The following is a 26,135-nucleotide window of genomic DNA, read 5'->3' as shown; positions in this document are numbered from 1 at the left end:
CACTTTAGTAGTAGATTAAATAATAAGCTTTGAAACAATAAGTTATCATTATTGACTAACTAAATATCAATGAAAATTAACAAATTAATGAGATCAACCTCTCAAACTAAAGTAAAAAAACAATTGCCAATTTAGGACAAACCAGTATAATTAGCCGACTAAATAAATTAGGTAAAGCAATTGAATTACAACTCAAGAATACTTCCTTCGCGCGAAACTTTAGCAAAAGCACAAAGTTTTAATGATGAAATTATCGAGGTTTCAGGCGTTGATCTGGTCCTAAGTTTAATTACTACTGCCGATTTAATTCGTTCTAATATTTATGCACAACTTGCAAAAGATTATGATGTTTCTGAAGGAAAATTTGCATTACTAATGTCATTGTATAGTGAAGGTGAAACCTGCGCTAGCGAGCTAGCATTGAAAGTTGGCGTCACTCCTGCAACTGTCTCAGTAATGGTTAAACGGATGTTAGCTGCGCAAGATCCTTTAATATCGATGACGAAAAGTGGGGAAGATGGTCGTTCTCGACTAATCAGGCTCACCACAACTGGTGTAAATCTTATACAAAAAGCGCTACCTAATCACTTAAAATCGATTCGTGCTTTTGCTCAGGTTTTAAATGCACAAGAGCAGGAATCTTTAATTGCAATGTTACGTAAATTATTACGTAAATAATTGCTTTTAATCACTAAAAATCATGATATTTTAACAATATACTTAGCTGACTAAATAAATGAAAAATAAACTAAACTTAGATTTACCAAAAAACATTAAAATTCCTGCTATATTTTTATTGCTACTTCTAATTGGATCAACATTGATTTGTCTTGGTTCAAGGAACGATGCAGTAACTGTTGCTAAAAGTATCAAATCAGGCGTATTAACTGCTGATGAAATCAATGTTGCATTTCAAAATGTAGGTGGCAAAGTCATTAAACGGTTTGTCCAAGAATCACAATTTGTAAAAAAAGGCGATCCATTAATGCAACTTGAAGATACTGATACGCAGCTATCAATAGATCGCTTACAAGCGCTAGTTGATAGTCAAACAGCCGCAGTTAATCAAGAACAAGCAGCAATCGAAATCACTGAAAATGAAACTAACCTCAATGAATTATCAACGTGGCGGAAAATAGAAGAAGTTAAAGCGAACTTAGAAGCTGCAATATCTTCTCGAGACTTAGCTAATACTGAATTTCAACGTCATACTCAATTAAGAAAAACTGGAGGCTCTTCACAATCACAACTTGATGCTGCACGCAATGCCTACATTAATTCAAAAATGCAAGTTGTACAGATTGAAAGTCAATTATCAACATTGATGATTGGTGCATCACCTGAGCAAATCACCCAGTTTGAACAAACTAGAAATGCAACGAGTATGACATTGCAGTCGATTACTATTGCTAGACAAAAACTGCAAAATCGCCAAAATCAACTTGCTCAAATCCGAGCTCAACTCGCACAAGCCGAAGCTGATTTAAAACAACTAAAAGTAAATTATAGCCGCCTTACATTAGTTGCACCAGAAGATGGAAAAGTACTAAAACTAATGTTTGAAGATGGTGAAATGGTGCCTGCTGGCGCACCAGCAGTATTGTTAGAAACAGACCGTAAATATGTTGACATCTATGTTAACGAAAAAATGGTTAATGATTATCAACCTGAAACTAAAGTAAAAGCTAATGTGATTGCTCTGGACAAAACAGTAAAAGGAACTGTCCGTTTTGCAACAGCGGCGCCTTCATTTGCTGATTTACGAATGACTCGGGAACGAGGTCAGGCAGATTTAACATCTTATCAAGTCAGAATTTATATAGAACCTATACCGCATTTATTAACTGGTATGACAATTGAGGTTGATCAATGATGCAAAACATCATTAAATCTATGCTTGAAGAGCTTGATGCTATGTTATCAGGCCACTTCATTCCATATTATAAAGTGTGCTTAGGTTTAGCGGCTATCGTATCACTTGTTTTTTCAATTGTGCTAAGCCATGGTTCAGTTTTTGAAGGAAAAATTGCTGTTATTGATCTTGATGGTTCCAATTACTCAACTGAATTAATCAGTAAAGTAAATACTTCACCATTTATTGAAATAACAGAAGTAATTCGCTCACCAATAAATCCAATTACATTAGTATCACACGACCGTAATTTAGGAGTGTTATATATTCCTAAAGGACTTGAAAAGTCTCTAAAAAAAGGGGATCAAACCGTTAAGTTAGGTTATTTTGCTGATGATTCAAATGACGCACAAAATGCCAAGGTAATGCAAAGTCTTAATGAAATCATTCCTGAATCGGGTGCTGAATTGAGCGTTGGTAAAGTTGCAGCATTAGGGCTTGGAAGAGAAGCAACTGAAGCAACCTTATCACCAATGCAATTAAAAACTAGGACCATGTTTAATCCGTCTAGTTCATCAACAATATCCACTATAATCTATTTCGTTTACTTCTTCTCGTCATTAACGTATGGATTAACATCATTAATGATAATTGGCCGATTAAAAACAATGGGGATGTGGAATACCGTAATAGAACGTGGTTTTGTACCACTATTAGCGAGAACCGTGCCTTATGCCCTATTTTATACCACTGCTTTAACTTTAATTACTGCAATACTAGTTTTATTTGGGCAATTACGTTTTGATGGTAATTACTTTATTTTTGTACCTAGTGTATTTATGACTGGACTCGCTTTTGGCTGGTTAGGCTTCTTATTATCTTGGAATACCAATCATCCAGGCGAAGGGGCTAGCAGAATGATTTTCCTTGTTCCACCTGGATTCATTATGGGTGGCTCAACCATGGCGGTAGGCATTATGCCAATCTGGGCATTTTATGTCAGCCACGCATTTCCATTAGTTTGGCTCTTCCGCTTTTTCCGCGATATAGGTATACGAGGACGTTCATTTGTCGATATGTTATCAACATATGGAATATTCATTATTTATTTAACCGTTATTGCTTTTATCGTGATGATGTTTGTTAATCGCTTGAAAAAACCAGACAATCAACTTGATTAAAACTTATCAAACTAAAGGCCTAATTTGCAAAAATCAATGCTCAAAAAGGCCTTTCCTCAACTTTTTTAATGTGTTAAATAAAACTTCAAAAAGATCACTAAATAAACCTTTAATAAAAACATGATCTAAATCACAAAAAAAACTTTTTTATATTGCAATAAAGAATTATAGTGACAAAATGTTACCCGTAACAGGTTATTTTGGAGAATAACGCAATGACACAACAAAGGAAAAATGTTTTCGTATTCATGGGTGTATCAGGTAGTGGTAAATCGGTTGTTGCAAAACAAATAGCCGATAACCTAAATGCCGCTTTTTTAGATGGGGACTTTTTACATCCCAAAGCCAATATATTGAAAATGCGCAGCGGTACCCCGCTAAATGATAACGACAGGATGCCTTGGTTAAACTTAATTAGTAATGCTGCATTTGCAATGAGTAATGTCAATGATATTTCGATTATTATCTGCTCTGCATTAAAAGAAAAATATCGAGACATTATTCGTGGAGAAAATGAAAATGTGCACTTTATTTATTTAAAAGGAAGCTTTGATGTTATTTCCCAACGTTTAGCTAAACGCCAAGGACATTATCAAAAAACAGGAATGCTACAGTCGCAATTTGATGCATTAGAAGAACCAACAGCCAATGAAAAAGATGTTTATGCTATCAATATTGAACAATCACTAAATGGTGTTATTGAAGATAGCATGAAGGTTATTAATTCGATATGTCATTGTGAATAAATTTATAAAAGTTTAGAAATTATAATAAATATAATCTAAGAGGTTAATGTGAATTCCACTATTTTAGCTGTAACTCAGCGCATTATTAATCGCTCTAAAGCAACACGTGAAGCTTATCTGCAAAAAATAGAACATGCTATGTTAAAGAAAGTTACCCGAGCAAGTTTGCCTTGTAGTAACTTAGCTCATGGCTTTGCCGCTTGTTGCCTCGATGAGAAAAATGATCTTAAAAATATATTAAAAAGTAATATCGGTATTATCAGTTCTTATAACGATATGTTATCAGCACATAAACCTTATGAATTTTATCCAGAACAAATTCGAAAAGTGCTACATGAAGTCGGCGCTGTTGGCCAAATGGCTGGAGGGGTACCGGCTATGTGTGATGGTGTAACCCAAGGTGAACCGGGTATGGAAATTTCGCTAATGAGTCGAGATGTGATTGCAATGTCTGTTGCCGTTGGGTTATCACATAATATGTTTGATGGCGCACTGTATCTAGGAGTCTGCGATAAAATTTTACCAGGATTATTTATTGGAGCCCTATCTTTTGGGCATTTACCCGCTATCTTTGTTCCTTCTGGACCGATGCCTTCAGGTTTACCAAATAAAGAGAAAGTTCGCATTCGTCAACTTTATTCAGAAGGAAAAGCTTCTCGCGAAGATTTATTAGAATCTGAATCAGCCTCATACCATACCAGCGGAACTTGTACGTTTTATGGCACGGCAAATAGTAACCAAATGGTCATTGAGTTAATGGGATTACATTTACCTGGAGCCGCTTTTGTTCACCCTGAAACAACATTACGCAATGAACTAACCAATGCCGCTGCAAGACAGATCACTCGTTTAACTAACCAATCAGGAAACTATATGCCAGTTGGTAAAATGGTGGATGAAAAAGTAATTGTTAATGGTTTAGTTGCGCTTTTAGCCACAGGTGGCTCAACCAATTTGACTATGCACATTGTCGCTATGGCTAAAGCGGCTGGTATTGTTATTAATTGGGACGATATTTCAGACTTATCAACAGTTGTTCCGTTATTGAGCCGAATATACCCTAATGGGCCAGCCGACATTAACTACTTCCAAGCAGCAGGTGGAACTTCATTATTGGTCCGAGAACTATTATCCGGTGGTTTGTTACATGAAGATGTTGAAACTGTAGTTGGCCATGGACTGAGCCGTTACACAAAAGAGCCAATTTTAGAAAATGGTAAACTCATCTTCCGCGAAGGTCCTAAAGAATCTTTAGATGAAAATGTGATTGCTTCAATAAAAAAACCTTTCAACTCTCATGGTGGCTTAAAAGTGATGTCTGGCAATTTAGGGAGAGCGATAATGAAAACGTCTGCTGTTACCGCTGAGCACCAAATTATCGAAGCACCTGCAGTAGTCTTTAATAGTCAGTATGATTTAGATGCAGAATATAAAGCCGGCAACCTCAACAAAGACTGTGTTGTAGTTGTTCGTTATCAAGGTCCAAAAGCTATCGGTATGCCAGAGCTACATAAATTAATAACACCATTGGGTGTTTTGCAAGATCGTGGCTATAAAGTTGCGTTATTAACTGATGGACGGCTATCTGGCGCATCAGGCAAAGTACCGGCAGCTATTCATGTTACACCTGAAGCCTATGCAGGTGGATTATTAAGCAAAGTTGAACAAGGTGATATGATCAGAGTCAATGGTCAAACCGGTGAAATAACACTATTAGTTGATGAAGCTGAACTCGCAAAACGCAGTCCAGCACCAATCGATTTAACCGATTCCCATAAAGGTTTTGGTCGAGAACTTTATACAGTTGTTAGAGAAAATTTATCTTCAGCTGAAGAAGGTGCTGTTAGTTTTTAATCAAACTTATCTGCCGCAAAATGCGGCAGATATCGTAAAAATCCCCCTAAAAACCCCGTTCCTCAACTTTTTTTTATCTATTGCTTAGTCTATTTTTTTACAAAATTATCAACCAACAAATTAACCACATCTTTCATTTTGCCACTCAAAGATGCTTTTACACTATAAAGCGCCATTCCCATTACTTGTGAAGTATGAATTTCAGGCGGCATAACTAATTCATATTCGTTTGTCTTAACATCTAATAATGCAGGTCCAGGGTGAGCTAAAAATGATTGCACTGCGGCTTCAAGCAAATCTGAACTATCGACACGAATAGCAAATAATCCCATCGCTTCAGCTACTTTAGCAAAATCAGGATTTTTTAAATCAGTATAGTGATCGACAAGCCCTTCTGATTTTTGTTCCAATTCGACAAAGTTAAGTGAGCTATTATTAAGTACAACAACTTTGATTGGCAGGTTTTCTTGGATTGTGGTTAACAAATCGCCTAACAACATACTAATACCACCATCTCCTGATAAGGTAATTACTTGACGATTAGGAAAGGCTTTTTGTACACCTAATGCTTGTGGCATCGCATTGGCCATAGTGCCATGTTTTAAACTAATAACGGTCCGTCTTTTACCATTGGTTGAAAAATGACGGCAAGCCCAAACCATAGCAGAACCAACATCTGCACATAGTACGGCATCATCATTGGCATATTTATCAATCAATTCGGTTAAATATTGAGGGTGAATAACCGTTTTTGATGGTATCGCTTTCTTACCTAATTTATCAATTGCTTTAGTATGTAATTCACGACATTTATCTAAAAATGCACTGTCTGCTTTTTCATTAACTAATGGCAATAAAGCGGCTAGGGTTGGTTTACTTGCACCTACAACACCAATATCTACACTATGGCGATGACCAAGATGAGTTGCATCGATATCTACCTGAATAATTGTTGCATCATCTGGATAAAATTGTGACCACGCAAAATCAACACCAAACATCAAAAGCACATCACACTCTTTTATCGCCGTTGCGCCAGACTCCATACCAAACATCCCTGTCATGCCAACGTTATACGGATTATCATATTCGACGAAATCTTTAGCTCTTGAAGTATGAACAATTGGTGACTTTAATTTTTTTGCTAACGCAACTAATTCATCATGAGCTTCTGATACTCCATGACCTGCAAATATTGCCACTTTACTGTTTTTATTTAGAATTTCGGAGATTTGTGCAAGCTCTTCATCAGATGGACGAATTACTGGTTTCGGGTGAAAAATTTTATGTCCACTATTATCTTCAACTTTGACTAAACTTATATTATAAGGAATGACTATAACAGCAACACCTCGTTGATTTATTGCTGCTTGTACAGCCGCTGTAGTAATTCGTCGTGCTTGTGTTGGATCCGAAATTTGCTGACAAAAGACAGAACAGTTTTTATAAATAGATTCAAAATCAACCTCCTGCGGAAAATCAGTTCCTTGTTGAGAGGTAACTAACTGGCTAGCCAGTAAAACCAACGGTACTTTATTACGTTGTGCTTCATAAATACCATTTATAAAATGTAGGCTTCCTGGTCCACAAGAACCAGCACAAGCGGTTATTTGATCGGTAAGATAAGCTTCAGCTCCTGCAGCAAAAGCACCAACTTCTTCATGACGAACATGTACCCATTCAATATCACTTTTTTTGATAGCAGACGTAATTTGATTTAAAGTATCTCCAACAATACCATAACAATGTTTAACCCCCGCTTGAGATAACACTTCAATAATAATTTCCGCAACAGACTTTTTTGATGACATATTGACTCCTAAATATGGTTTTAAAATTAAACGCATCAAGTTGACTAAATTACACCTAAGTTTTATGAATGCGAAGAGCTTAAAAATAAAACAGCAAAAAATGTTAAAAATGTCATTTTAACCATAGTTGATACTTAAGAATCTTTACTTCAAGATATTCCCTATTACAATAAATCAAGGTATTATGTCAAAAATATAATCAACTTCATGAGCTACCTTTTGTGGAACATTCGTCATCTGGACATAGTTTTTTATCATCAATGTCTGCTCTTTTACCTAATTATATAATCGAATATTACCCACTCATTACTGTTTGTTTGTTACTTTTTATTGCGATTTTATTGTTTTCATTCAGTAAATTAAGAATGGATATTATTGCGTTATTGACGATAACTGCAATTACCGTCACGGGTGTATTAACTCCGGCTGAAGCGCTTGCGGGATTTAGTGATCCCAATATTATCCTCATTGCACTGTTATTCGTAATCGGTGAAAGTTTAGTAAGAACGGGTATCTCTTACAAAATGAGTGAATATATCTTAAAAGCAGCAGGTAAAAATGATATTCGAATTATTACCTTTATTATGTTAGGTGTAGCTTTACTGGGTTCGGTTATGAGCTCAACTGGTGTAGTTGCAATCTTTATTCCTGTTGCTATCAGTATTGCTAACCATACAGGTATCCATGTAAAAAAATTGATGATGCCACTGTGTATTGCAGCATTAATTAGTGGCATGATGACTCTTGTCGCAACAGCTCCAAACCTTGTAGTAAATAGTGAACTTAGCCGAGCTGCATTAACCGAGTTTGGCTTCTTTTCAATTACGCCAATAGGCCTTGGCGTATTAGTTGTTGGTGTGATTTATTGTTTATTAACACGCAATTGGTTACTTACAGCGGACCAAGTCACCGCTAACAATAGTTTACCTCAAAGACGTAAAATTACCGATTTAATTAGAGATTATAAATTAATTGGCCGAGCTCACCGCGCACAAATTCTTGCTGGTTCTCCTTTTGTTGGGCGAACCATTGATGGATTACATTTACGTACTGAGCATGGTGTAAATGTAATTGGTATTGAACGTTGGCGAAAATTCCAAAAAGTGCTCATCCCTGTAAATGGTAGTACTGAATTTAGAGAAAACGATATTCTCTTATTGGACATGTCTCATTCCGAAGCTGACTATCGCACATTTCTAACCACTAACAATCTTGAACCAAAAGTATTACGTGGTGAATATTTTTCAGAACAAGTCAAAGAAGTCGGTATGGCTGAAGTTGCATTGCTGCCTGAATCATCATTATGTGGAAAGACTCTTAATGAAATTGATTTTAGGGAAAAATATTTTCTGACCGTTATTGGAATCTGGCGAAACCATGCACCAGTTGAAACCAATAACCTATTCCAAGAACGACTAGAAATGAGCGATACACTTTTAGTATGCGGAGACTGGGGATCTATACAAAAACTACAAACCCGGACTAGTGATTTTGTGGTACTTGATTACCCATCAGACATTGATGATGTTGCACCAGCAAGCTCTCAGGCTTTTATCGCACTATTTAATCTAGCGGTAATGATTATTTTAATGGTGACAGGTATTGTCCCAAATGTTGTTGCTGCACTGATTGCTTGTTTATTAATGGGTGCCACCCGCTGTATTGATATGGCAAATGCTTATAAATCAATTCATTGGCCAACATTAATTCTCATTATTGGTATGATGCCTTTCGCGGTAGCATTAAATAAGACGGGAGGGATTTCGCTCATATCACAATGGCTTGAAATCCACTTACGTTCATTTGGCCCTTACATGGTGTTAACTTTTATCTTTTTATTATGCTCAACGGTAGGATTGTTTATTTCTAATACCGCAACCGCGATTTTAATTGCACCAATTGCGATTGATTTAGCAATAAAATTTGGATATTCACCCTATCCATTTGCTATGACCGTTGCTATTGCGACATCTGCATCGTTTATTACACCGGTTTCATCACCTGTAAAAACAATGGTTGTTGCACCTGGTGGATATAGCTTTAGTGATTTTGTTAAAGTTGGTGTGCCGTTAACCTTCTTGGTTATGTTAGTTGATATAGCGTTGGTACCAATATTTTTTCCATTTTAAGTAAAATAAAAACATAATTAATTGGTTAAATATAAGGTTACTAAGTTGTTTGTGGATTTTTACTATTATTTATCCACAAACTTTTCACCAGCTATTATGAGATTTCGCTATGATTCAAGATCACTTAACGCTATAACCACCTTTACTCGGTATACATATGATATCCATTATGAGTACAGTGATGTGATTAAGGATTATTAGGTCAATTTAAAGTATAATATCTGTCATATTTTGATTATGGATATATTACACATGTCACACACAACAAATCCCCTAAAGATTATTTTTGCTGGTACGCCTGATTTTGCCGCTACCCATTTAAAAGCATTAATTGATGCTAAACATAATGTCATTGCAGTTTTTACTCAGCCCGATCGCCCTGCTGGACGTGGCAATAAGTTAACTGCAAGTCCGGTTAAACAATTAGCAATCGAAAATCATCTTCCTGTTTATCAACCAGCTACACTCAAAACTGAAGAAAATCAAAAAATCATTGCTGAGCTCAATGCCGACATTATGATTGTGGTGGCTTATGGTCTTATTTTACCGCAAGCTGTGCTTGATATGCCTAAACTAGGTTGTTTAAATGTGCATGGTTCATTATTACCAAGATGGCGAGGCGCAGCTCCTATTCAACGCGCTTGTTGGGCTGGTGATACTTTAACCGGTATCACAATTATGCAAATGGATGCAGGGCTTGATACGGGTGATATGTTATATAAACTTACCTGTCCAATAGAACCTTCTGATACCAGTGCAACGTTATATAACAAATTGGCGCAATTAGGTCCAGAAGGACTACTTGATACCTTAAAACAAATTACCGAAGGAAAAATCCAACCTGAAAAACAAGATCCATCACAGGTCACTTACGCTGAAAAATTATCTAAACAAGAAGCTAAACTTGATTGGAACCTATCGGCACAGCAACTTGAACGTTGCATTCGCGCCTTTAATCCTTGGCCTGTTAGTTATTTTGACGTTAATGGCGAGCCAGTAAAGGTATGGCAAGCAGAAGTGATAAAAACATCCCACAATCGACCTGTTGGCACTATTTTACAAGCGGATAAAAAAGGAATATGTATTGCAACAAGTGATGGCGCATTAAATATGACACTTTTACAACCTGCTGGTAAAAAAACAATGTCTGCTCAAGATCTATTGAACTCTCGCAAAGCATGGTTTGAAGTAGGTAAGATACTGGGGAAATAGTTAAAAAGATATTACAGGATAAATTCCTGTAGTATTATCGTTTTTTGGCTAACAGCGTCGCAAAGCGGAGCTTTATTCGGTTGCCATGGATATCCGTTTTATGCAGTTCGCCAACATCTTCATTGTATTTTAGGATGTCCCAATTCTGATAATAATTAAGTAACTCATTCTCTTTAAACGTAAACGAAAATCCTACAGTGCAAGGAAAATCATCAGTTGACATAGCGCAAACAATTAAATTATAACCACCCGTTTTAGTTATGTTTTGCATATTATGAATGATATCGGGAATTCTATCTGGTTGTAAAAACATCATTACAACAGTTGAAATAATTAAATCGTAGTTACCTTTTAAATTAGCCTGATTAATATCATAAATAGATGCATTGATATGCGATAAATGATCGTTTGCAATAATTTCTTGTAAATTACTAATACTCATTTCTGACTTATCAACGGCATCAACATCAAAACCAAGTAGCTGTAGATAGAGTGAATTACGGCCTGAACCACAACCTAAATCTAGCGCTTTTCCGGCCTGAATGATTTGACAGACTTCCAACACGTCAGAATGGGTTTTAGTCATCTGATATTTTTTCTGACTATAATCCTCAGGTTGACAATAAAAAGCCAACTGGCACTGCAAATCATCTGAAACTTGAGCTATTCGATGCCATTGCTGAGGCTCAATAAATGGAGGCTGATGCTGAACATCAAAAACATATTGAGAAACGATATCGCCTTGCTCGGTTAACATATCAAAATTGATATGACCTTTTATGATGTTTAATTTTGCCCAAGTACCTAGTTGTGTATTATGTTTTTCACGAAACAAATCGGGTAAAGTTTTTGCATCCCAAACAGGTAACGTTTTATAACAAACTAAATCTTTATCTTTCATCATGAAGTACCAACAATGTCATCTAATAGTTGAGTATTATAGTCAAGTATTAATTAAATAAACAACTTATTTTTTAGAAATAAAATGACGATTAAATAAGGAAAAATAAATTTATAGTAGCGAAGTTAACTATATCAACATATAATCATCAGCATTCTAGAATATATAGTAAAAAATATTAGAGGAACAATTTATGGGATTTTTAACAGGTAAACGCATACTGGTTACCGGCGTTGCAAGTAATCGTTCTATTGCTTACGGTATTGCAAAAGCGATGCACCGTGAAGGCGCAGAATTAGCTTTTACTTATCAAAGCGAAAAATTAAAAGGCCGTGTTGAAGAGTTTGCTGCTGATTTTAATTCTAAAATCGTTTTACCTTGTGATGTTGCGCATGATGAAAGCATCACAACATTATTTACAGAGCTAGCTAAAACTTGGGATAAATTCGATGGTTTTGTTCATGCAATTGCCTTCGCTCCTGGTGATCAATTAGATGGTGATTATGTTAATGCGGTAACTCGTGAAGGTTTTGCCATCGCACATGATATTAGCTCTTATAGCTTTGTTGCTATGGCTAAAGCTTGTCGTTCAATGCTAAATCCTGACTCAGCATTAGTCACTCTTTCTTATTTAGGCGCTGAACGTGCAATTCCTAATTATAACGTTATGGGTCTTGCTAAAGCATCTTTAGAAGCAAATGTACGTTACATGGCAAATGCAATGGGACCTGAAGGTATTCGTGTAAATGCAATTTCTGCTGGCCCTATTCGTACTTTAGCTGCATCAGGAATTAAAGATTTCAAAAAGATGTTATCACATTGTGAATCAGTAACCCCTATTCGTCGTACAGTAACCATTGAAGACGTAGGTAATTCAGCTGCATTCTTATGTTCAAATTTATCGTCAGGTATTACAGGTGAAGTCATTCATGTTGATGGTGGCTTTAGCATCGCAGCGATGAATGAATTAGAACTTAAGTAATATAGTAGAATATTTTAATGAAAGGCTAATTGTAAAATTAGCCTTTTTTATTGCATAAAAGTAAATCTATCAATGATTAAGCTTTCTTAGATTTAATCTGAATGCCTATTTTGCTAAGTAACGACACAAATAAACTGTTGTCTCGCTGACTTGCACATCAAATTGACTCTCTTTGGCGACATGAAAAATCTGCCCGGCTTCAAAAATTTGCCAATCAGTTGCAGTAGGTAATAAAACTTTGAGCGAACCAGTTATCACTGTCATTTCTTCTGGATTATTGGTACTAAAAACATATTCGCCAGGCATCATCACACCAACAGAGGCTTTACCCGTTGAGCCATTTTCAAAACCTATAGACTTCACTTTTCCATCAAAATAATCATTAATTTCTAACATAAAAACCCCTCTCCTCAACTTTTTTTATAAATTTTATTAAACTTATTATTATCAGCTTAATTGATTTCAATTAGCTATCCAACGATTATTTATTAGTTAAAAGTTATTTTTTAAACCAAAATCGCATCAATAACAAAGATAATATTAAAACTTCCTAAATTACAAAGAAAATAGCATACAGAAGCGTTTTTTTCCGTTAAAATTTAACATTATTTGCTCAGTAACAGTTTGTTGGAGAAAACATGAAAATAGCAAAAAATACAGTTGTAAGTTTAGCATATAAAGTTCGTACAAAAGATGGCGTGTTAGTTGATGAAGCTACAGCAGCTGCGCCACTTGAATATTTACAAGGTGCAGGAAACTTATTACAAGACCTTGAAAATGCGTTAGAAGGCCGTCAACTTGGTGATAAATTTGATGTGGAATTAGTTAACCCTTATGGTGATTTTAACGATGCATTGGTACAAAATGTACCGCGTGATGTTTTTGTTGGAGTTGATGACCTCGAAGTTGGTATGCGTTTTTTTGCTGATACTGACCAAGGTTCTTTACCCGTTGAAATCACGGCTATTGATGGCGATACCGTTACTATTGATGGTAACCATATGTTAGCTGGCCAAGACTTAAATTTTAATGTTGAAGTGCTTGCTATTCGTGAAGCGACACCTGATGAGATATCTCATGGTCATATTCATGGTACACACGATCATGGACATGGTGGCTGTGGTTGTGGTGGTCACGATGATCATGACCATGATGAAGAAAGCGGTTGTTGTGGCGGTGGAAACGGCAGTTGCGGATGTCACTAATATTTAAATAAAATAGAATTTTAAAAGCGCTGATTAGCGCTTTTTTTGTAAAATAGTCTCGATCTTTGCGAACCATTTCACAACTTTTCATCTGTTTCGTTATCAATTTATAAAAATTAATCAATAATCTCATTTTAAAAAAATGGGAATACCATAATTATGTCAACACAATGCAGACTTTTGATGCCACGAGAAAAATTATTACAATTTGGTGTTGAAGCGCTGTCAGATGCTGAATTACTTGCTCTTTTTTTACGTACAGGAACTCGTAATTTACCAGTATTAACTTTATCCCAAAAATTATTAAATGAATTCGGTTCCTTTTACCATTTAATGAATGCAAGTCATGATGAATTTTGTAAAAAAGAAGGTTTGGGAACAGCTAAATACACTCAATTGAAAGCGGTGGTTGAACTATCTCATCGTTATTTAAAAGTTAAAATGACCAAAGAAAATTATCTTACATCACCTACTTTAACTCATCATTATCTAGCTAATCGTTTAATGGATAAAGATCGTGAAATTTTTATGGTTATTTTTCTAGATAACCAGAATCACGTGATTAATTGTGAGGAGATGTTTGTAGGAACATACAACTGCGTTGAGGTTCATCCTAGAGAAGTCGCTAGAAAAGCCTTACAATACAATGCGGCAGCATTAATTTTAGCACATAACCATCCTTCAGGCTTAGCTGAACCAAGTCAAGCTGATCGTGCATTAACTAAAAAAATCGAACAAGTTTGTGAATTAATTGATGTCCGAGTTATCGATCATCTCGTCATTGGTAAAGGTGAATACGTCTCTTTTGCGGAACGAGGATGGATTTTATAATAACTTTTACTTACAATATAAAATTAAATAGCCATTAAGTAACAGACTATGAACCAACAATTGGAATTATTAGAAACAAAAGTTGCATTTCAAGAGATGACCATTGAAGAATTAAATCAAATGGTGGTTAATCTACAGTCCGATATCAGCAAACTTAAAGAACAATTAACGTTATTATCACAAAAATTACAAGCAACCCAAACATCGAACATAGCAAGTTTATCAGAAGAAACTCCGCCTCCACATTATTAACTTATAGCATTAAAATGTTTTGAAGAATTCCTACTAATTACGGACAAAATGGTGGCTATATCATTTGCCATTTCGTTTAAAATTGCTGGTACTTATATTAAACTTTGGTTGATAACTCTATAATAATTAGCTAATAAAAAACCGGCTCATTAGCCGGTTTTAATTTTAAGCTTTAATTATTTATTCAGCTGCTGCTTCTGCTTCTACAGCAGGGCGATCAACTAATTCAATATAAGCCATTGGAGCATTATCTCCATCACGGAAACCACATTTTAAAATGCGTACATAACCGCCAGGACGGGTAGCAAAACGTGGGCCTAAATCTGAAAATAATTTTTTCACTGTATCTTTATCACGGATACGAGCAAAAGCCAAACGGCGATTAGCTACGCTATCGCTTTTGGCTAGCGTAATTAACGGTTCAACAACACGACGCAACTCTTTTGCTTTAGGCAATGTAGTTTTGATGATTTCATGTTCAACAAGTGAACTAGTCATGTTACGAAACATTGCTTGACGGTGGCTGCTATTTCGGTTCAGTTGACGACCACTTTTACGATGGCGCATAACTTTATCCTTCTTATATAAATTTTATTTTAGTCTTCAACAATACTTGCTGGTGGCCAGTTCTCAAGACGCATGCCTAAAGACAAACCACGAGACGCGAGCACATCCTTAATTTCAGTAAGTGATTTCTTACCAAGATTAGGGGTTTTAAGTAACTCAACTTCGGTACGTTGTACTAAATCACCAATATAATGAACTGCTTCTGCTTTTAAGCAATTAGCAGACCGAACAGTTAATTCGAGATCATCTACTGGACGTAGAAGAATCGGATCAAATTCCGGTTTATCTTCTTTAACTTCAGGTTGACGTACATCACGTAAATCAACGAAAGCTTCAAGTTGTTCAGCCAAAATAGTTGAAGCACGACGAATAGCCTCTTCAGGATCAATCGTACCATTAGTTTCCATATCAATAACTAATTTATCTAAATCGGTACGTTGTTCCACACGAGCCGCATCGACAGAATAAGCGATACGCTCGACTGGGCTATAACATGCATCAACTAATAGACGACCAATCGGTCGCTCTTCATCTTCTGACTTAACGCGAGCAGAAGCAGGGACATAACCACGTCCTCGTTGTACACGAATACGCATACTAATTGAAGCATTGGCATCAGTAAGATGACAAATTACTAAATCAGGATTTACAATTTCAACATCACCATCGTGAGTGATATCCGATGCAGTTACCGCACCTACCCCTGATTTATTTAAAGTCAGCATAACATCATCTTTAGTATGTACACGTACTGCTAATTTTTTCAAATTAAGCAGAATATCAAGCACATCTTCTTGAACGCCTTCTTTAGTACTATACTCATGCAGAACACCGTCAATTTCAACTTCGGTCACTGCATATCCCGGCATAGATGATAATAAAATGCGGCGTAGTGCATTACCTAAAGTATGTCCAAAACCACGCTCAAGTGGCTCTAAAGTCACTTTTGCATGAGTTGGGCTGTATTGAACAACGTCAACTAGGTGAGGTTTTAAAAACTCTGTTACAGAACCCTGCATTATGTCCTCTCTTAAGTGCTAAACTTTACTTAGAGTAAAGTTCGACGATCAAATGTTCGTTGATGTCAGCAGATAAATCTGAACGTTCTGGTAAGCGTTTGAACACACCTTCCATTTTGCTAGCATCAACTTCTAACCATGTTGGTTTTTCACGTTGTTCAGCTAACTCTAAAGCGGCTTTAATACGTGCTTGTTTTTTAGATTTTTCACGAACACTAATCACATCTTCAGGTGAAACTTGATAAGATGCGATGTTAACAACGTGACCATTAACAAGAACAGCTTTATGACTAACTAATTGACGAGCTTCAGCACGAGTTGCACCGAATCCCATACGATAAACAACGTTATCTAAGCGACGTTCTAAAAGACCTAACAAGTTTTCACCTGTATTACCTTTAATACGTGCTGCATTTTTGTAGTAATTACGGAATTGACGTTCTAGAATTCCATAAATACGTCTAACTTTTTGTTTTTCGCGTAACTGAACACCATAATCTGATAAACGCGGTTTACGCGCACCATGTTGTCCAGGAGCTTGTTCTAACTTACATTTACTGTCAACCGCTCGGACGCCAGACTTAAGGAATAAATCTGTACCTTCACGACGACTTAATTTGAGCTTTGGTCCCAAATATCTTGCCATTTTTTTTCTCCAATAATCCTATAAACATTCGATGTTTAATAAAAAATTAAACACGACGTTTCTTTGGTGGACGACAACCGTTATGAGGAATCGGAGTAACATCAGTAATATTAGTGATGCGATAACCCGCTGCATTTAATGCACGAATTGTTGACTCACGACCAGGACCAGGTCCTTTTACCATAACTTCTAGATTCTTAATTCCGTAGTCTTTTACGGCTTCTGCACAACGCTCTGCTGCTACTTGAGCTGCGAACGGAGTTGACTTACGAGAGCCACGGAAACCAGAACCACCAGCGGTTGCCCAACCCAACGCATTACCTTGACGATCGGTAATTGTTACGATTGTATTGTTAAATGATGCATGAATATGAGCTATACCATCAGAAACTTGCTTTTTAACACGTTTACGTGTACGAACAGGTGTCTTTGCCATTTATTATCACCTCAATTATTTCTTGATTGGCTTACGCGGTCCCTTACGGGTACGAGCGTTAGTCTTAGTGCGTTGACCACGGACAGGAAGTCCACGACGATGACGCACACCACGATAACAACCAAGGTCTAATAAACGCTTGATACTCATAGTTACTTCACGACGTAAATCACCTTCAACAGTGAATTTAGCGACTTGTTCACGTAACTTTTCAATCTGATCTTCAGATAGTTCTCTGATCTTAACATGTTCAGGAATACCAGCTTCAGCACAAATTGTCTTAGCGCGGGTATTACCGATACCATAAATTGCTTGTAACGCAATAACAGTATGTTGTTGATCAGGAATGTTAATGCCTGCTATACGGGCCACTATGCACTCCTTTATTGTTAATGTTCAGCAAATCCACCATACTGAAAAGCCCGTTTTCAGGATACTCAAACGGCGGATCTACAAAAAAATTTTAGGCTGGCTATTCTAGCCAGCTTTACTATACTTTGGCAAGTAAAATATGCAAAAGTTCAATTTCGCAGTTAAATAATATTAACCTTGACGTTGTTTGTGTTTACCTTCAATGCAAATAACACGAACGATGCCATTGCGTTTGATGATTTTACAATTTCTGCATAATTTCTTGACTGAAGCACGAACTTTCATGTTTTTCTCCGTAACTTCTGGCTAACTTATCGGCCGTAGCCTTTAAGGTTCGCTTTCTTTAACACTGACTCATAACGATTTGGCATCATTAAAGTCTGTACTTGTGCCATAAAATCCATGATTACAACAACTACAATTAATAAAGATGTTCCACCAAATTGAACTGGAACTTTCATCGCACTTGTCATAAACATTGGTACCAAACATACAAAAGTAATGTAGATAGCGCCAATTAGCGTTAAACGTGTCATTACTTTATCAATATACTTAGATGTTTGTTCACCTGGACGGATACCTGGAATAAATGCACCAGATTTTTTTAACTGATCTGCTGTTTCTCTCGGATTGAAAACCAATGCGGTATAGAAGAAACAGAAGAAAATAATCGCAGCTGCAAAAAAGATTATGTATAACGGTTGATCATGAGAGAAATATTGCCCAATAAGAACAAAGATATATCTCCATCCTTCACCATTTCCTTGAAACCAAGAAGCCATCATTGATGGTAACATAATAATTGTTGAAGCAAATATTGCTGGAATTACACCTGCCATATTAATTTTAAGAGGTAAATGCGTACTTTGTGCGGCATACACACGACGACCTTGTTGTCTTTGAGCGTAATTAACGACAATACGTCGTTGACCACGTTCAACAAAAACGACAAAGTAAGTCACACCAACCACTAATGCAGCGATTACTAATAATAAAATCGGATGCAAATCACCAGAACGAGCTTGTTCAATTGTTTCATATATCGCATGAGGAAGACTTGCCACAATACCAGCAAAGATAATGATAGAAATACCATTACCTACACCGCGCTCTGTGATCTGTTCACCCAACCACATAAGAAACATAGTGCCAGTAACTAAGCTAACCGATGCAATAAAATAGAAAGAAAATCCTGGGTTAATCACAACCTGACTATAACCAGGAATATTCGGTAAACCAGTCGCAATACCGACTGCCTGTACAATCGCTAAAGCTAGTGTGCCATAACGAGTATATTGGCTAATTTTCTTACGACCTGATTCACCTTCTTTCTTCAATTCAGCTAATTTAGGATTAATTGATGTCAATAACTGCACAATGATTGATGCAGAAATATAAGGCATTATCCCTAAAGCAAATATTGAAGCACGGCTTAAAGCACCACCAGAGAACATATTGAACATACCAACAATACCATTAGATGATGCTTGTAGTAAGTCCGATAACGCTTTAGTATCAACACCAGGAACCGGAACGTAAGAACCAAGACGGAAAACAATAAGCGCTAAAAGCACAAATAATAAACGTCTTTTAAGCTCACTACTACCGCCTCGTGTGCTTTGAAAATCTAATCCTGGTTGCTTTGCCATCTTTCTAATTATTCCTCAATTTTTCCGCCAGCAGCTTCAATTGCAGCTTTAGCACCTTTAGTTACTCGAATACCACGAACTGTTACTGGTTTAGAAATTTCACCAGATAACATGATTTTTGCATATTCGATTTGTGAATTAATCACATTAGCAACTTTTAAGCTATTTAGGTCAACAATATCACCTTCAACTTTCATTAAATCTGAAAGACGAACTTGTGCTGTTACCATAGCTTTACGTGAGGTAAAACCAAATTTTGGTAAACGACGATATAAAGGCATTTGACCACCTTCAAAGCCACGACGAACGCCGCCACCTGAACGAGATTTTTGACCTTTGATACCACGAGTACCAGTTTTACCAAGCCCTGAACCGATTCCACGGCCTACGCGCTTAGGTGCATGCTTTGAACCTTCAGCAGGAGATAAAGTATTTAAACGCATTACTATTACTCCTCAACTTTAACCATGTAATAAACTTGGTTTACCATACCGCGAATTGCAGGTGTATCTTCACGTTCAACAGTATGACCAATACGACGTAATCCTAAACCAACTAACGTTGCTTTATGCTTCGGTAGACGACCAATAGAACTACGAGTTTGTGTAATTTTAATTGTCTTTGCCATGGCTAATTACCCCAAAATTTCTTCGACGGTTTTACCACGCTTAGCAGCAACCATTTCTGGAGATTTCATATTTTCTAAGCCATCAATCGTTGCACGAACCACGTTAATTGGGTTTGTAGAACCATATGCTTTAGCTAGAACGTTACGAACACCAGCAACTTCTAATACAGCACGCATCGCACCACCGGCGATAATACCAGTACCTTCTGATGCTGGTTGCATATAAACACGAGAACCTGTGTGAGCACCTTTAACTGGATGCTGTAAAGTATCGTTGTTTAACGCAACATTGATCATATTGCGACGTGCTTTTTCCATTGCTTTTTGGATTGCTGCTGGCACTTCACGTGCTTTACCATATCCAAAACCTACGCGGCCATTACCGTCACCAACAACAGTTAGTGCAGAAAAACTAAAAATACGACCACCTTTTACGGTTTTAGAGACTCGGTTAACTGCGATTAATTTTTCCTGCAGTTCACCAGCTTGTTTTTCGATGTTTGACATCTTTAACTCCTACCTTAGAACTGTAGGCCAGCTTCGCGAGCAGCATCTGCTAGCGCCTGAACTCGACCATGATATTGGAAACCTGAACGATCAAAAGAAACTTCTTTGATATCTTTCGCTAATGCACGCTCTGCAATTGCTTTACCAACTGCTGCTGCGGCATCTTTGTTTCCAGTGTATTTTAAACTTTCACTGATAGCTTTTTCTAATGTAGAAGCGGCTGCCAGTACTTCTGATCCGTTTGGTGCGATAATCTGCGCATAAATATGACGCGGAGTACGGTGAACTACTAAGCGAGTTGCAAGTAGTTCATGCATCTTACGACGCGCTTTAGTTGCACGACGGATACGAGCTGATTTCTTATCCATAGTGTTACCTTACTTTTTCTTAGCTTCTTTAGTACGCACAACTTCATCTGCGTAACGAACACCTTTACCTTTATAAGGTTCAGGACGACGATAAGCACGGATATCTGCTGCTACTTGTCCGATTAACTGTTTATCAGCACTTTTTAGTACGATTTCAGTTTGAGAAGGACACTCAGCTGTTACACCTTTAGGTAATTGATGTTCAATTGGATGTGAATATCCAAGAGATAAACCAATTGCATTACCTTTAACTTGTGCACGATAACCGACACCAACTAGCTGAAGTTTTTTAGTAAAACCTTCAGTAACACCAATTACCATTGCATTAATCAATGCACGAGCTGTACCTGCTTGAGCCCAAGCATCAGCAAAGCCGTCACGAGGTGCAAATTTAATTTGACCTTCTTCTTGATTAATTACAACAGCATTATTTATTGTGCGAGATAACTCGCCATTTTTACCTTTAATCGTAATTACCTGACCATTGAGTTTTACCTCTACGCCAGCAGGAACAACGACAGGTGCTTTTGCAACACGAGACATTTTTTTCTCCCTTACGCTACGTAGCAGATAATTTCACCACCAAGACCAGCTTGGCGTGCTGCACGATCAGTCATAACACCTTTAGAAGTAGAAATAACTGCAATACCTAATCCAGCCATTACTTTTGGTAATTCATCTTTACGTTTATAAATACGTAAACCTGGACGGCTAACACGTTTAATACTTTCTACAACAGCCTTACCTTGGAAATATTTTAAAGTGATTTCCAATTCTGGTTTAGTGTCACCAACTACTTTATAGTCCCCGATATAACCTTCTTCTTTTAGCACATTGGCAATTGCCACTTTTAGCTTAGAGGAAGGCATGGTGACTGCAACTTTATTCGCAGCTTGACCGTTACGAATACGGGTCAACATATCTGCTATAGGATCTTGCATGCTCATCTATAACACTCCCCTGATTACCAACTTGCCTTTTTAAGACCAGGAATCTCACCACGCATGGCTGACTCACGAACCTTAATACGGCTTAAACCAAATTTACGAAGGACGCCATGAGGACGACCGGTTTGACGACAACGACGACGTTGACGTGATGGACTAGAATCACGAGGAAGCGTTTGCAATTTAAGCACTGCATTCCAACGATCTTCATCTGATGCATTAAGATCAGAGATAATCGCTTTTAATTCTTGACGCTTTGCAAAATATTTTTCTGCTAGCTTTACGCGTTTCTTATCGCGTTCAATCATTGATTGTTTAGCCATTATGCCCTACCTTACTTACGAAATGGGAAGTTAAAGGCAGATAATAAAGCTCGGCCTTCTTCATCAGATTGTGCAGTAGTTGTGATAGTAATATCTAAACCACGAACACGATCAACTTTATCATAATCGATTTCAGGGAAAACGATTTGTTCACGAACACCCATGCTATAGTTACCACGACCATCGAAAGATTTTGCGCTTAAGCCACGAAAATCTCGAGTACGAGGAAGAGCAATATAAACTAGACGTTCAAAAAATTCCCACATACGTTCGCCACGTAAAGTGACCTTACAACCAATAGGATACCCTTGACGGATTTTAAAACCAGCAACTGATTTGCGTGCTTTAGTGACAAGTGGTTTTTGACCACTGATTGCTGCTAAATCAGCAACCGCATTATCTAATAATTTCTTATCAGTAATTGCTTCACCCACACCCATATTCAAGGTGATCTTTTCGATCCGAGGGACTTGCATGACAGATTTGTAGCCAAACTGTTCTTGCAGTTTATTTACTACCTGTGCTTTGTAGTAATCATGCAGTTTCGCCATCGTACACTCCAAATTACTTAATTGATTAATTTATTAGTAGACTTATAAAAACGGACTTTTTTTCCATCTTCAAAACGAAAGCCTACGCGATCTGCTTTGCCTGTATCTTGGTTAAAAATTGCTACGTTAGAAACGTTAATTGGCGCTTCTTTCTCAACAATTCCACCTTCTTGATTTAATGCAGGTACTGGTTTTTGATGTTTTTTCACCAAATTAATACCTTCAACAATCACTTTACCAGTAGACAAAACACTTTTTACTTTACCGCGTTTACCTTTATCTTTACCGGCTAACACGATAACTTCATCTTCTCGACGGATTTTAGCTGCCATTACCCGCTCCTTACAGTACTTCTGGTGCTAATGAAATGATCTTCATAAACTTCTCAGAACGAAGTTCACGAGTGACCGGTCCAAAAATACGCGTACCAATCGGTTGCTCACTGTTATTATTTAAAATAACGCAAGCATTGCGATCGAAACGAATGACAGATCCATCAGGACGACGAACACCTTTTCTAGTGCGCACGACTACAGCTTTAAGTACATCACCTTTTTTCACTTTACCACGTGGAATTGCTTCTTTAATGGTAACTTTGATGATATCACCGACAGCTGCATAACGACGATGCGATCCACCGAGAACCTTGATACACATTACGCTACGTGCGCCAGAGTTATCAGCAACATCGAGCCTAGTCTGTTCTTGGATCATTTTAATGCTCCGTATAAATTAATTATTGTCTAATCTACCTTCATCCACCTCAACTACCATGGATAAGAATAGACAACCAAAAACCCACATATGTGAGGGCGCATAGTATAACACCACTCAAATAAAATGGATAGCATAAAATAAACGGCCGATGAGCCGTTTATTAAATTATGTACAGTTTTTAATCAAAAAAGATTAACTAACTGCTTTTTCAACGATTCGAACAAGAGTCCAAGATTTGGTTTTTGATAATGGACGACACTCTTTAATTTCAACAGTATCGCCAATACCACACTCGTTGTTTTCATCATGTACATGCAATTTAGTCGTACGTTTAATGAACTTACCATATAACGGATGCTTCACTTTACGTTCAATAGCTACAGTAATAGATTTATCCATTTTGTCGCTAATAACACGACCTTGCTGAGTACGAATTTTTACTTCAGTAGTCATATTACGCACCCGCCTTCTCAGTTAATAACGTTTTAACTCGTGCAATATTACGACGCACTTGTTTTAACATATGAGTTTGTGTTAACTGACCCCCAGCTAATTGCATACGTAAGTTAAATTGCTCACGTAATAAATTAAGAAGTTCAGTATTTAACTCTTCAACGCTTTTTTCGCGTAGCTCTTTTGCTTTCATTTACATCACCGTCTTAATCACAAAGGTGGTTTTAATTGGCAGTTTTGCAGCTGCCAACGCAAATGCTTCACGAGCAACTTCTTCCGGTACACCGTCCATTTCATAAAGGACTTTACCTGGTTGAATCTGAGCAACCCAGTATTCAACGTTACCCTTACCTTTACCCATACGCACTTCAAGTGGTTTTTCAGTAATTGGTTTATCAGGGAAAACTCGAATCCAGATTTTACCTTGACGCTTAACTGCACGAGTCATTGCACGACGTGCCGCTTCGATCTGGCGCGCAGTCAAACGACCACGACCCACAGCCTTAAGACCGAATGTACCGAAACTAACGTCAGTACTTACAGCAAGACCACGATTGCGGCCCTTGTGCACTTTACGGAATTTTGTACGCTTTGGTTGTAACATCAGCGACGCTCCTTATTGTTTTCGGCCTTTGCGCTGCTTTTTCGGTTGAGCAGCAGGTTGTTTTTCTGCTTGTTCAACGGCAGCCATACCACCAAGGATCTCACCTTTGAAGATCCACACTTTAACACCAATAATACCATAGGTAGTTAATGCTTCAGATGTACCATAATCGATATCAGCACGTAGAGTATGTAGAGGCACACGACCTTCACGATACCATTCACTACGAGCGATTTCAGCGCCGCCTAAACGACCACTTACTTCAACTTTGATACCTTTAGCACCCGCTTTCATTGCGTTTTGAACCGCACGTTTCATAGCGCGACGGAACATAACACGGCGTTCTAACTGAGAGGTAATACTGTCAGCAACTAATTTAGCGTCAAGTTCTGGTTTACGAACTTCAGCAATATTAATTTGTACTGCAACATCACGTTTCTCTCTTTTGTCTTTGTATTTATTGACAATAGAAGCTACGGCATTACGTAATTTTTCAACGTCCTCACCTTTTTTACCAATCACAATACCTGGACGAGCAGTGTGAATAGTAATGCGAACGTTAGTTTCTGCTGAACGGTCGATCACAATTTTAGAGATAGATGCTTGTGCTAATTCTTTATTTAAGAATTCACGCACTCTAAAATCACTTTCTAAATTATCAGCGAATGTCTTTGTACCCGAATACCATGTAGATGTCCAAGGCTTGACGATGCCTAGTCGGATACCATTTGGATTTACTTTTTGACCCATTGCTATTCTCCAGCCTAGCGATCAGAGACGATCACGGTGATGTGACTCGTACGCTTCAAAATTCGATCTGCACGACCTTTTGCACGAGGCATAATACGCTTCATGGTTGGGCCTTCGTCTACGAAAATTTTCGCAACTTTCAGATCATCAATATCAGCACCATCGTTATGCTCTGCATTAGCAATAGCAGACTCTAATACTTTTTTAACCAGTACAGCCGCTTTTTTATTGGTGTACGTTAAAATATCAAGTGCCTGAGACACTTTTTTACCGCGAACAAGATCTGCAACTAAGCGAACTTTTTGTGCAGAAGAACGAGCGTGGCGGTACTTTGCAATTGTTTCCATCTCTTTCTCCTACTTATTTCTTCTTAGCTTTCTTATCCGCAGCGTGGCCGCGATAAGTACGAGTCGGCGCGAATTCACCCAATTTATGACCAACCATTTCGTCGGAAACATAAACTGGAACGTGCTGACGACCATTATGGACAGCGATGGTCAAACCGATCATGTTAGGAAAGATCGTTGAACGACGGGACCAAGTACGAATTGGTTTCTTGTCCCCGCTTTCCACCGCTTTCTCTACCTTCTTCAGCAAGTGTAGGTCAATAAAAGGACCCTTCTTGAGAGAACGTGGCATAGC

Annotated in this window: 37 protein-coding genes; 11 read left to right on the top strand and 26 right to left on the bottom strand. The window is 37.5% G+C overall.

Going from position 1 to position 26,135, the window contains the following annotated elements:
• The first annotated feature begins 180 nt into the window (after positions 1–180).
• The 5 genes from J3T98_RS08560 to edd all read left to right on the top strand — a co-directional run bounded on the left by J3T98_RS08560 (position 181) and on the right by edd (position 5,633).
• Complete coding sequence (locus J3T98_RS08560; RefSeq protein WP_065562925.1) at positions 181–678, top strand: MarR family winged helix-turn-helix transcriptional regulator; 498 nt, start codon at positions 181–183, stop codon at positions 676–678.
• Positions 679–736: 58 nt separating this feature from the next.
• Positions 737–1,873, top strand: coding sequence for an HlyD family secretion protein (locus tag J3T98_RS08555; protein ID WP_267362629.1), 1,137 nt, complete (start codon positions 737–739; stop codon positions 1,871–1,873).
• On the top strand, positions 1,870–3,033 hold the full coding sequence (locus tag J3T98_RS08550; RefSeq protein WP_218058430.1) for an ABC transporter permease: 1,164 nt from the start codon (positions 1,870–1,872) through the stop codon (positions 3,031–3,033). Before J3T98_RS08555 ends, J3T98_RS08550 begins: the two co-directional genes overlap by 4 nt.
• A gap of 215 nt (positions 3,034–3,248) precedes the next feature.
• A complete protein-coding gene (locus tag J3T98_RS08545) occupies positions 3,249–3,779 on the top strand; it encodes a gluconokinase, GntK/IdnK-type (RefSeq protein WP_267332089.1) in 531 nt (176 codons plus the stop codon).
• 48 nt (positions 3,780–3,827) lie between these two features.
• Positions 3,828–5,633: a phosphogluconate dehydratase gene (gene edd / locus J3T98_RS08540; RefSeq protein ID WP_267337340.1), complete on the top strand. Its 1,806-nt coding sequence runs from the start codon at positions 3,828–3,830 to the stop codon at positions 5,631–5,633.
• 89 nt (positions 5,634–5,722) lie between these two features.
• Here the strand turns inward: edd and J3T98_RS08535 are convergent, their stop codons facing one another.
• Positions 5,723–7,444 carry a thiamine pyrophosphate-dependent enzyme gene (locus J3T98_RS08535; RefSeq protein ID WP_065562929.1) on the bottom strand — a complete coding sequence of 574 codons (1,722 nt, stop codon included), beginning with the start codon at positions 7,442–7,444 and terminating at the stop codon, positions 5,723–5,725.
• Positions 7,445–7,704: 260 nt separating this feature from the next.
• On the opposite strand from J3T98_RS08535, the gene J3T98_RS08530 reads away from it, so the two are divergent.
• Positions 7,705–9,573 (top strand): SLC13 family permease, encoded by a 1,869-nt coding sequence (locus tag J3T98_RS08530; protein ID WP_065562930.1) that lies wholly within the window; start codon positions 7,705–7,707, stop codon positions 9,571–9,573.
• 252 nt (positions 9,574–9,825) lie between these two features.
• Positions 9,826–10,785, top strand: a complete 960-nt coding sequence (gene fmt, locus J3T98_RS08525) for a methionyl-tRNA formyltransferase (RefSeq protein ID WP_267362628.1) — start codon at positions 9,826–9,828, stop codon at positions 10,783–10,785.
• Positions 10,786–10,819: 34 nt separating this feature from the next.
• Here the strand turns inward: fmt and tehB are convergent, their stop codons facing one another.
• Entirely contained in the window at positions 10,820–11,689 is an 870-nt protein-coding gene (gene tehB / locus J3T98_RS08520) for an SAM-dependent methyltransferase TehB (RefSeq protein WP_267353583.1), read from the bottom strand.
• Positions 11,690–11,879: 190 nt separating this feature from the next.
• Between tehB and fabI the strand changes: the two genes are divergently transcribed.
• Entirely contained in the window at positions 11,880–12,668 is a 789-nt protein-coding gene (gene fabI / locus J3T98_RS08515) for an enoyl-ACP reductase FabI (protein WP_065562933.1), read from the top strand.
• A 105-nt stretch (positions 12,669–12,773) separates the two neighbouring features.
• Here the strand turns inward: fabI and ppnP are convergent, their stop codons facing one another.
• Positions 12,774–13,064: a pyrimidine/purine nucleoside phosphorylase gene (gene ppnP / locus J3T98_RS08510; protein WP_065562934.1), complete on the bottom strand. Its 291-nt coding sequence runs from the start codon at positions 13,062–13,064 to the stop codon at positions 12,774–12,776.
• 242 nt (positions 13,065–13,306) lie between these two features.
• Here ppnP and slyD point away from each other — a divergent pair, with 242 nt between their 5' ends.
• The 3 genes from slyD to J3T98_RS08495 all read left to right on the top strand — a co-directional run bounded on the left by slyD (position 13,307) and on the right by J3T98_RS08495 (position 14,956).
• Positions 13,307–13,873 carry a peptidylprolyl isomerase gene (gene slyD / locus J3T98_RS08505; RefSeq protein WP_267362626.1) on the top strand — a complete coding sequence of 189 codons (567 nt, stop codon included), beginning with the start codon at positions 13,307–13,309 and terminating at the stop codon, positions 13,871–13,873.
• 159 nt (positions 13,874–14,032) lie between these two features.
• Positions 14,033–14,704, top strand: coding sequence for a RadC family protein (gene radC / locus J3T98_RS08500; RefSeq protein ID WP_065562936.1), 672 nt, complete (start codon positions 14,033–14,035; stop codon positions 14,702–14,704).
• Positions 14,705–14,752: 48 nt separating this feature from the next.
• Positions 14,753–14,956, top strand: a complete 204-nt coding sequence (locus J3T98_RS08495) for a SlyX family protein (protein WP_065562937.1) — start codon at positions 14,753–14,755, stop codon at positions 14,954–14,956.
• 180 nt (positions 14,957–15,136) lie between these two features.
• Here the strand turns inward: J3T98_RS08495 and rplQ are convergent, their stop codons facing one another.
• The 23 genes from rplQ to rpsS all read right to left on the bottom strand — a co-directional run bounded on the left by rplQ (position 15,137) and on the right by rpsS (position 26,132).
• Positions 15,137–15,523, bottom strand: coding sequence for a 50S ribosomal protein L17 (gene rplQ, locus J3T98_RS08490; protein WP_034884211.1), 387 nt, complete (start codon positions 15,521–15,523; stop codon positions 15,137–15,139).
• Positions 15,524–15,552: 29 nt separating this feature from the next.
• Positions 15,553–16,542 carry a DNA-directed RNA polymerase subunit alpha gene (locus J3T98_RS08485; protein WP_065562938.1) on the bottom strand — a complete coding sequence of 330 codons (990 nt, stop codon included), beginning with the start codon at positions 16,540–16,542 and terminating at the stop codon, positions 15,553–15,555.
• A 25-nt stretch (positions 16,543–16,567) separates the two neighbouring features.
• Positions 16,568–17,188, bottom strand: a complete 621-nt coding sequence (gene rpsD / locus J3T98_RS08480; protein WP_065558591.1) for a 30S ribosomal protein S4 — start codon at positions 17,186–17,188, stop codon at positions 16,568–16,570.
• Between the two features lie 46 nt (positions 17,189–17,234).
• Positions 17,235–17,624, bottom strand: a complete 390-nt coding sequence (rpsK, locus tag J3T98_RS08475) for a 30S ribosomal protein S11 (protein ID WP_025314405.1) — start codon at positions 17,622–17,624, stop codon at positions 17,235–17,237.
• A 15-nt stretch (positions 17,625–17,639) separates the two neighbouring features.
• On the bottom strand, positions 17,640–17,996 hold the full coding sequence (rpsM, locus tag J3T98_RS08470; RefSeq protein WP_034884217.1) for a 30S ribosomal protein S13: 357 nt from the start codon (positions 17,994–17,996) through the stop codon (positions 17,640–17,642).
• Between the two features lie 171 nt (positions 17,997–18,167).
• A complete protein-coding gene (gene rpmJ / locus J3T98_RS08465) occupies positions 18,168–18,281 on the bottom strand; it encodes a 50S ribosomal protein L36 (protein WP_034884218.1) in 114 nt (37 codons plus the stop codon).
• Positions 18,282–18,307: 26 nt separating this feature from the next.
• A complete protein-coding gene (gene secY, locus J3T98_RS08460) occupies positions 18,308–19,645 on the bottom strand; it encodes a preprotein translocase subunit SecY (protein ID WP_065562939.1) in 1,338 nt (445 codons plus the stop codon).
• An 8-nt stretch (positions 19,646–19,653) separates the two neighbouring features.
• Positions 19,654–20,088 carry a 50S ribosomal protein L15 gene (rplO, locus tag J3T98_RS08455; RefSeq protein ID WP_065562940.1) on the bottom strand — a complete coding sequence of 145 codons (435 nt, stop codon included), beginning with the start codon at positions 20,086–20,088 and terminating at the stop codon, positions 19,654–19,656.
• Positions 20,089–20,093: 5 nt separating this feature from the next.
• The gene (rpmD, locus tag J3T98_RS08450) at positions 20,094–20,273 is read right to left on the bottom strand and encodes a 50S ribosomal protein L30 (protein ID WP_025314400.1); all 180 of its coding nucleotides are present in this window, start codon (positions 20,271–20,273) and stop codon (positions 20,094–20,096) included.
• A gap of 6 nt (positions 20,274–20,279) precedes the next feature.
• A complete protein-coding gene (gene rpsE, locus J3T98_RS08445) occupies positions 20,280–20,780 on the bottom strand; it encodes a 30S ribosomal protein S5 (RefSeq protein WP_025314399.1) in 501 nt (166 codons plus the stop codon).
• 14 nt (positions 20,781–20,794) lie between these two features.
• The gene (gene rplR, locus J3T98_RS08440) at positions 20,795–21,148 is read right to left on the bottom strand and encodes a 50S ribosomal protein L18 (RefSeq protein WP_025314398.1); all 354 of its coding nucleotides are present in this window, start codon (positions 21,146–21,148) and stop codon (positions 20,795–20,797) included.
• Between the two features lie 9 nt (positions 21,149–21,157).
• Positions 21,158–21,691 (bottom strand): 50S ribosomal protein L6, encoded by a 534-nt coding sequence (rplF, locus tag J3T98_RS08435; protein WP_065562941.1) that lies wholly within the window; start codon positions 21,689–21,691, stop codon positions 21,158–21,160.
• 11 nt (positions 21,692–21,702) lie between these two features.
• Positions 21,703–22,095: a 30S ribosomal protein S8 gene (gene rpsH, locus J3T98_RS08430; RefSeq protein WP_034884228.1), complete on the bottom strand. Its 393-nt coding sequence runs from the start codon at positions 22,093–22,095 to the stop codon at positions 21,703–21,705.
• A gap of 17 nt (positions 22,096–22,112) precedes the next feature.
• On the bottom strand, positions 22,113–22,418 hold the full coding sequence (rpsN, locus tag J3T98_RS08425) for a 30S ribosomal protein S14 (RefSeq protein WP_025314395.1): 306 nt from the start codon (positions 22,416–22,418) through the stop codon (positions 22,113–22,115).
• A gap of 11 nt (positions 22,419–22,429) precedes the next feature.
• A complete protein-coding gene (rplE, locus tag J3T98_RS08420) occupies positions 22,430–22,969 on the bottom strand; it encodes a 50S ribosomal protein L5 (RefSeq protein WP_025314394.1) in 540 nt (179 codons plus the stop codon).
• Between the two features lie 17 nt (positions 22,970–22,986).
• On the bottom strand, positions 22,987–23,301 hold the full coding sequence (rplX, locus tag J3T98_RS08415; RefSeq protein ID WP_034884230.1) for a 50S ribosomal protein L24: 315 nt from the start codon (positions 23,299–23,301) through the stop codon (positions 22,987–22,989).
• Between the two features lie 10 nt (positions 23,302–23,311).
• Complete coding sequence (rplN, locus tag J3T98_RS08410; protein ID WP_025314392.1) at positions 23,312–23,683, bottom strand: 50S ribosomal protein L14; 372 nt, start codon at positions 23,681–23,683, stop codon at positions 23,312–23,314.
• A 195-nt stretch (positions 23,684–23,878) separates the two neighbouring features.
• Complete coding sequence (gene rpsQ, locus J3T98_RS08405) at positions 23,879–24,139, bottom strand: 30S ribosomal protein S17 (protein WP_025314391.1); 261 nt, start codon at positions 24,137–24,139, stop codon at positions 23,879–23,881.
• A 1-nt stretch (position 24,140) separates the two neighbouring features.
• Positions 24,141–24,332, bottom strand: coding sequence for a 50S ribosomal protein L29 (gene rpmC / locus J3T98_RS08400; protein WP_034902373.1), 192 nt, complete (start codon positions 24,330–24,332; stop codon positions 24,141–24,143).
• On the bottom strand, positions 24,333–24,743 hold the full coding sequence (gene rplP, locus J3T98_RS08395; RefSeq protein WP_025314389.1) for a 50S ribosomal protein L16: 411 nt from the start codon (positions 24,741–24,743) through the stop codon (positions 24,333–24,335).
• A gap of 12 nt (positions 24,744–24,755) precedes the next feature.
• On the bottom strand, positions 24,756–25,493 hold the full coding sequence (gene rpsC, locus J3T98_RS08390) for a 30S ribosomal protein S3 (protein WP_065562942.1): 738 nt from the start codon (positions 25,491–25,493) through the stop codon (positions 24,756–24,758).
• Between the two features lie 14 nt (positions 25,494–25,507).
• On the bottom strand, positions 25,508–25,840 hold the full coding sequence (gene rplV / locus J3T98_RS08385; protein WP_034884235.1) for a 50S ribosomal protein L22: 333 nt from the start codon (positions 25,838–25,840) through the stop codon (positions 25,508–25,510).
• A gap of 13 nt (positions 25,841–25,853) precedes the next feature.
• Complete coding sequence (rpsS, locus tag J3T98_RS08380; RefSeq protein ID WP_024496505.1) at positions 25,854–26,132, bottom strand: 30S ribosomal protein S19; 279 nt, start codon at positions 26,130–26,132, stop codon at positions 25,854–25,856.
• Positions 26,133–26,135: the final 3 nt, after the last annotated feature.

It is taken from the genome of Gilliamella sp. B2772 (genome assembly GCF_026536985.1).
In the GTDB taxonomy this organism is placed as follows: domain Bacteria; phylum Pseudomonadota; class Gammaproteobacteria; order Enterobacterales; family Orbaceae; genus Gilliamella; species Gilliamella apicola_E.
The sequence above is the reverse complement of the archived record's forward strand: the minus strand, read 5'-3'. Positions and strand labels throughout refer to the sequence as shown.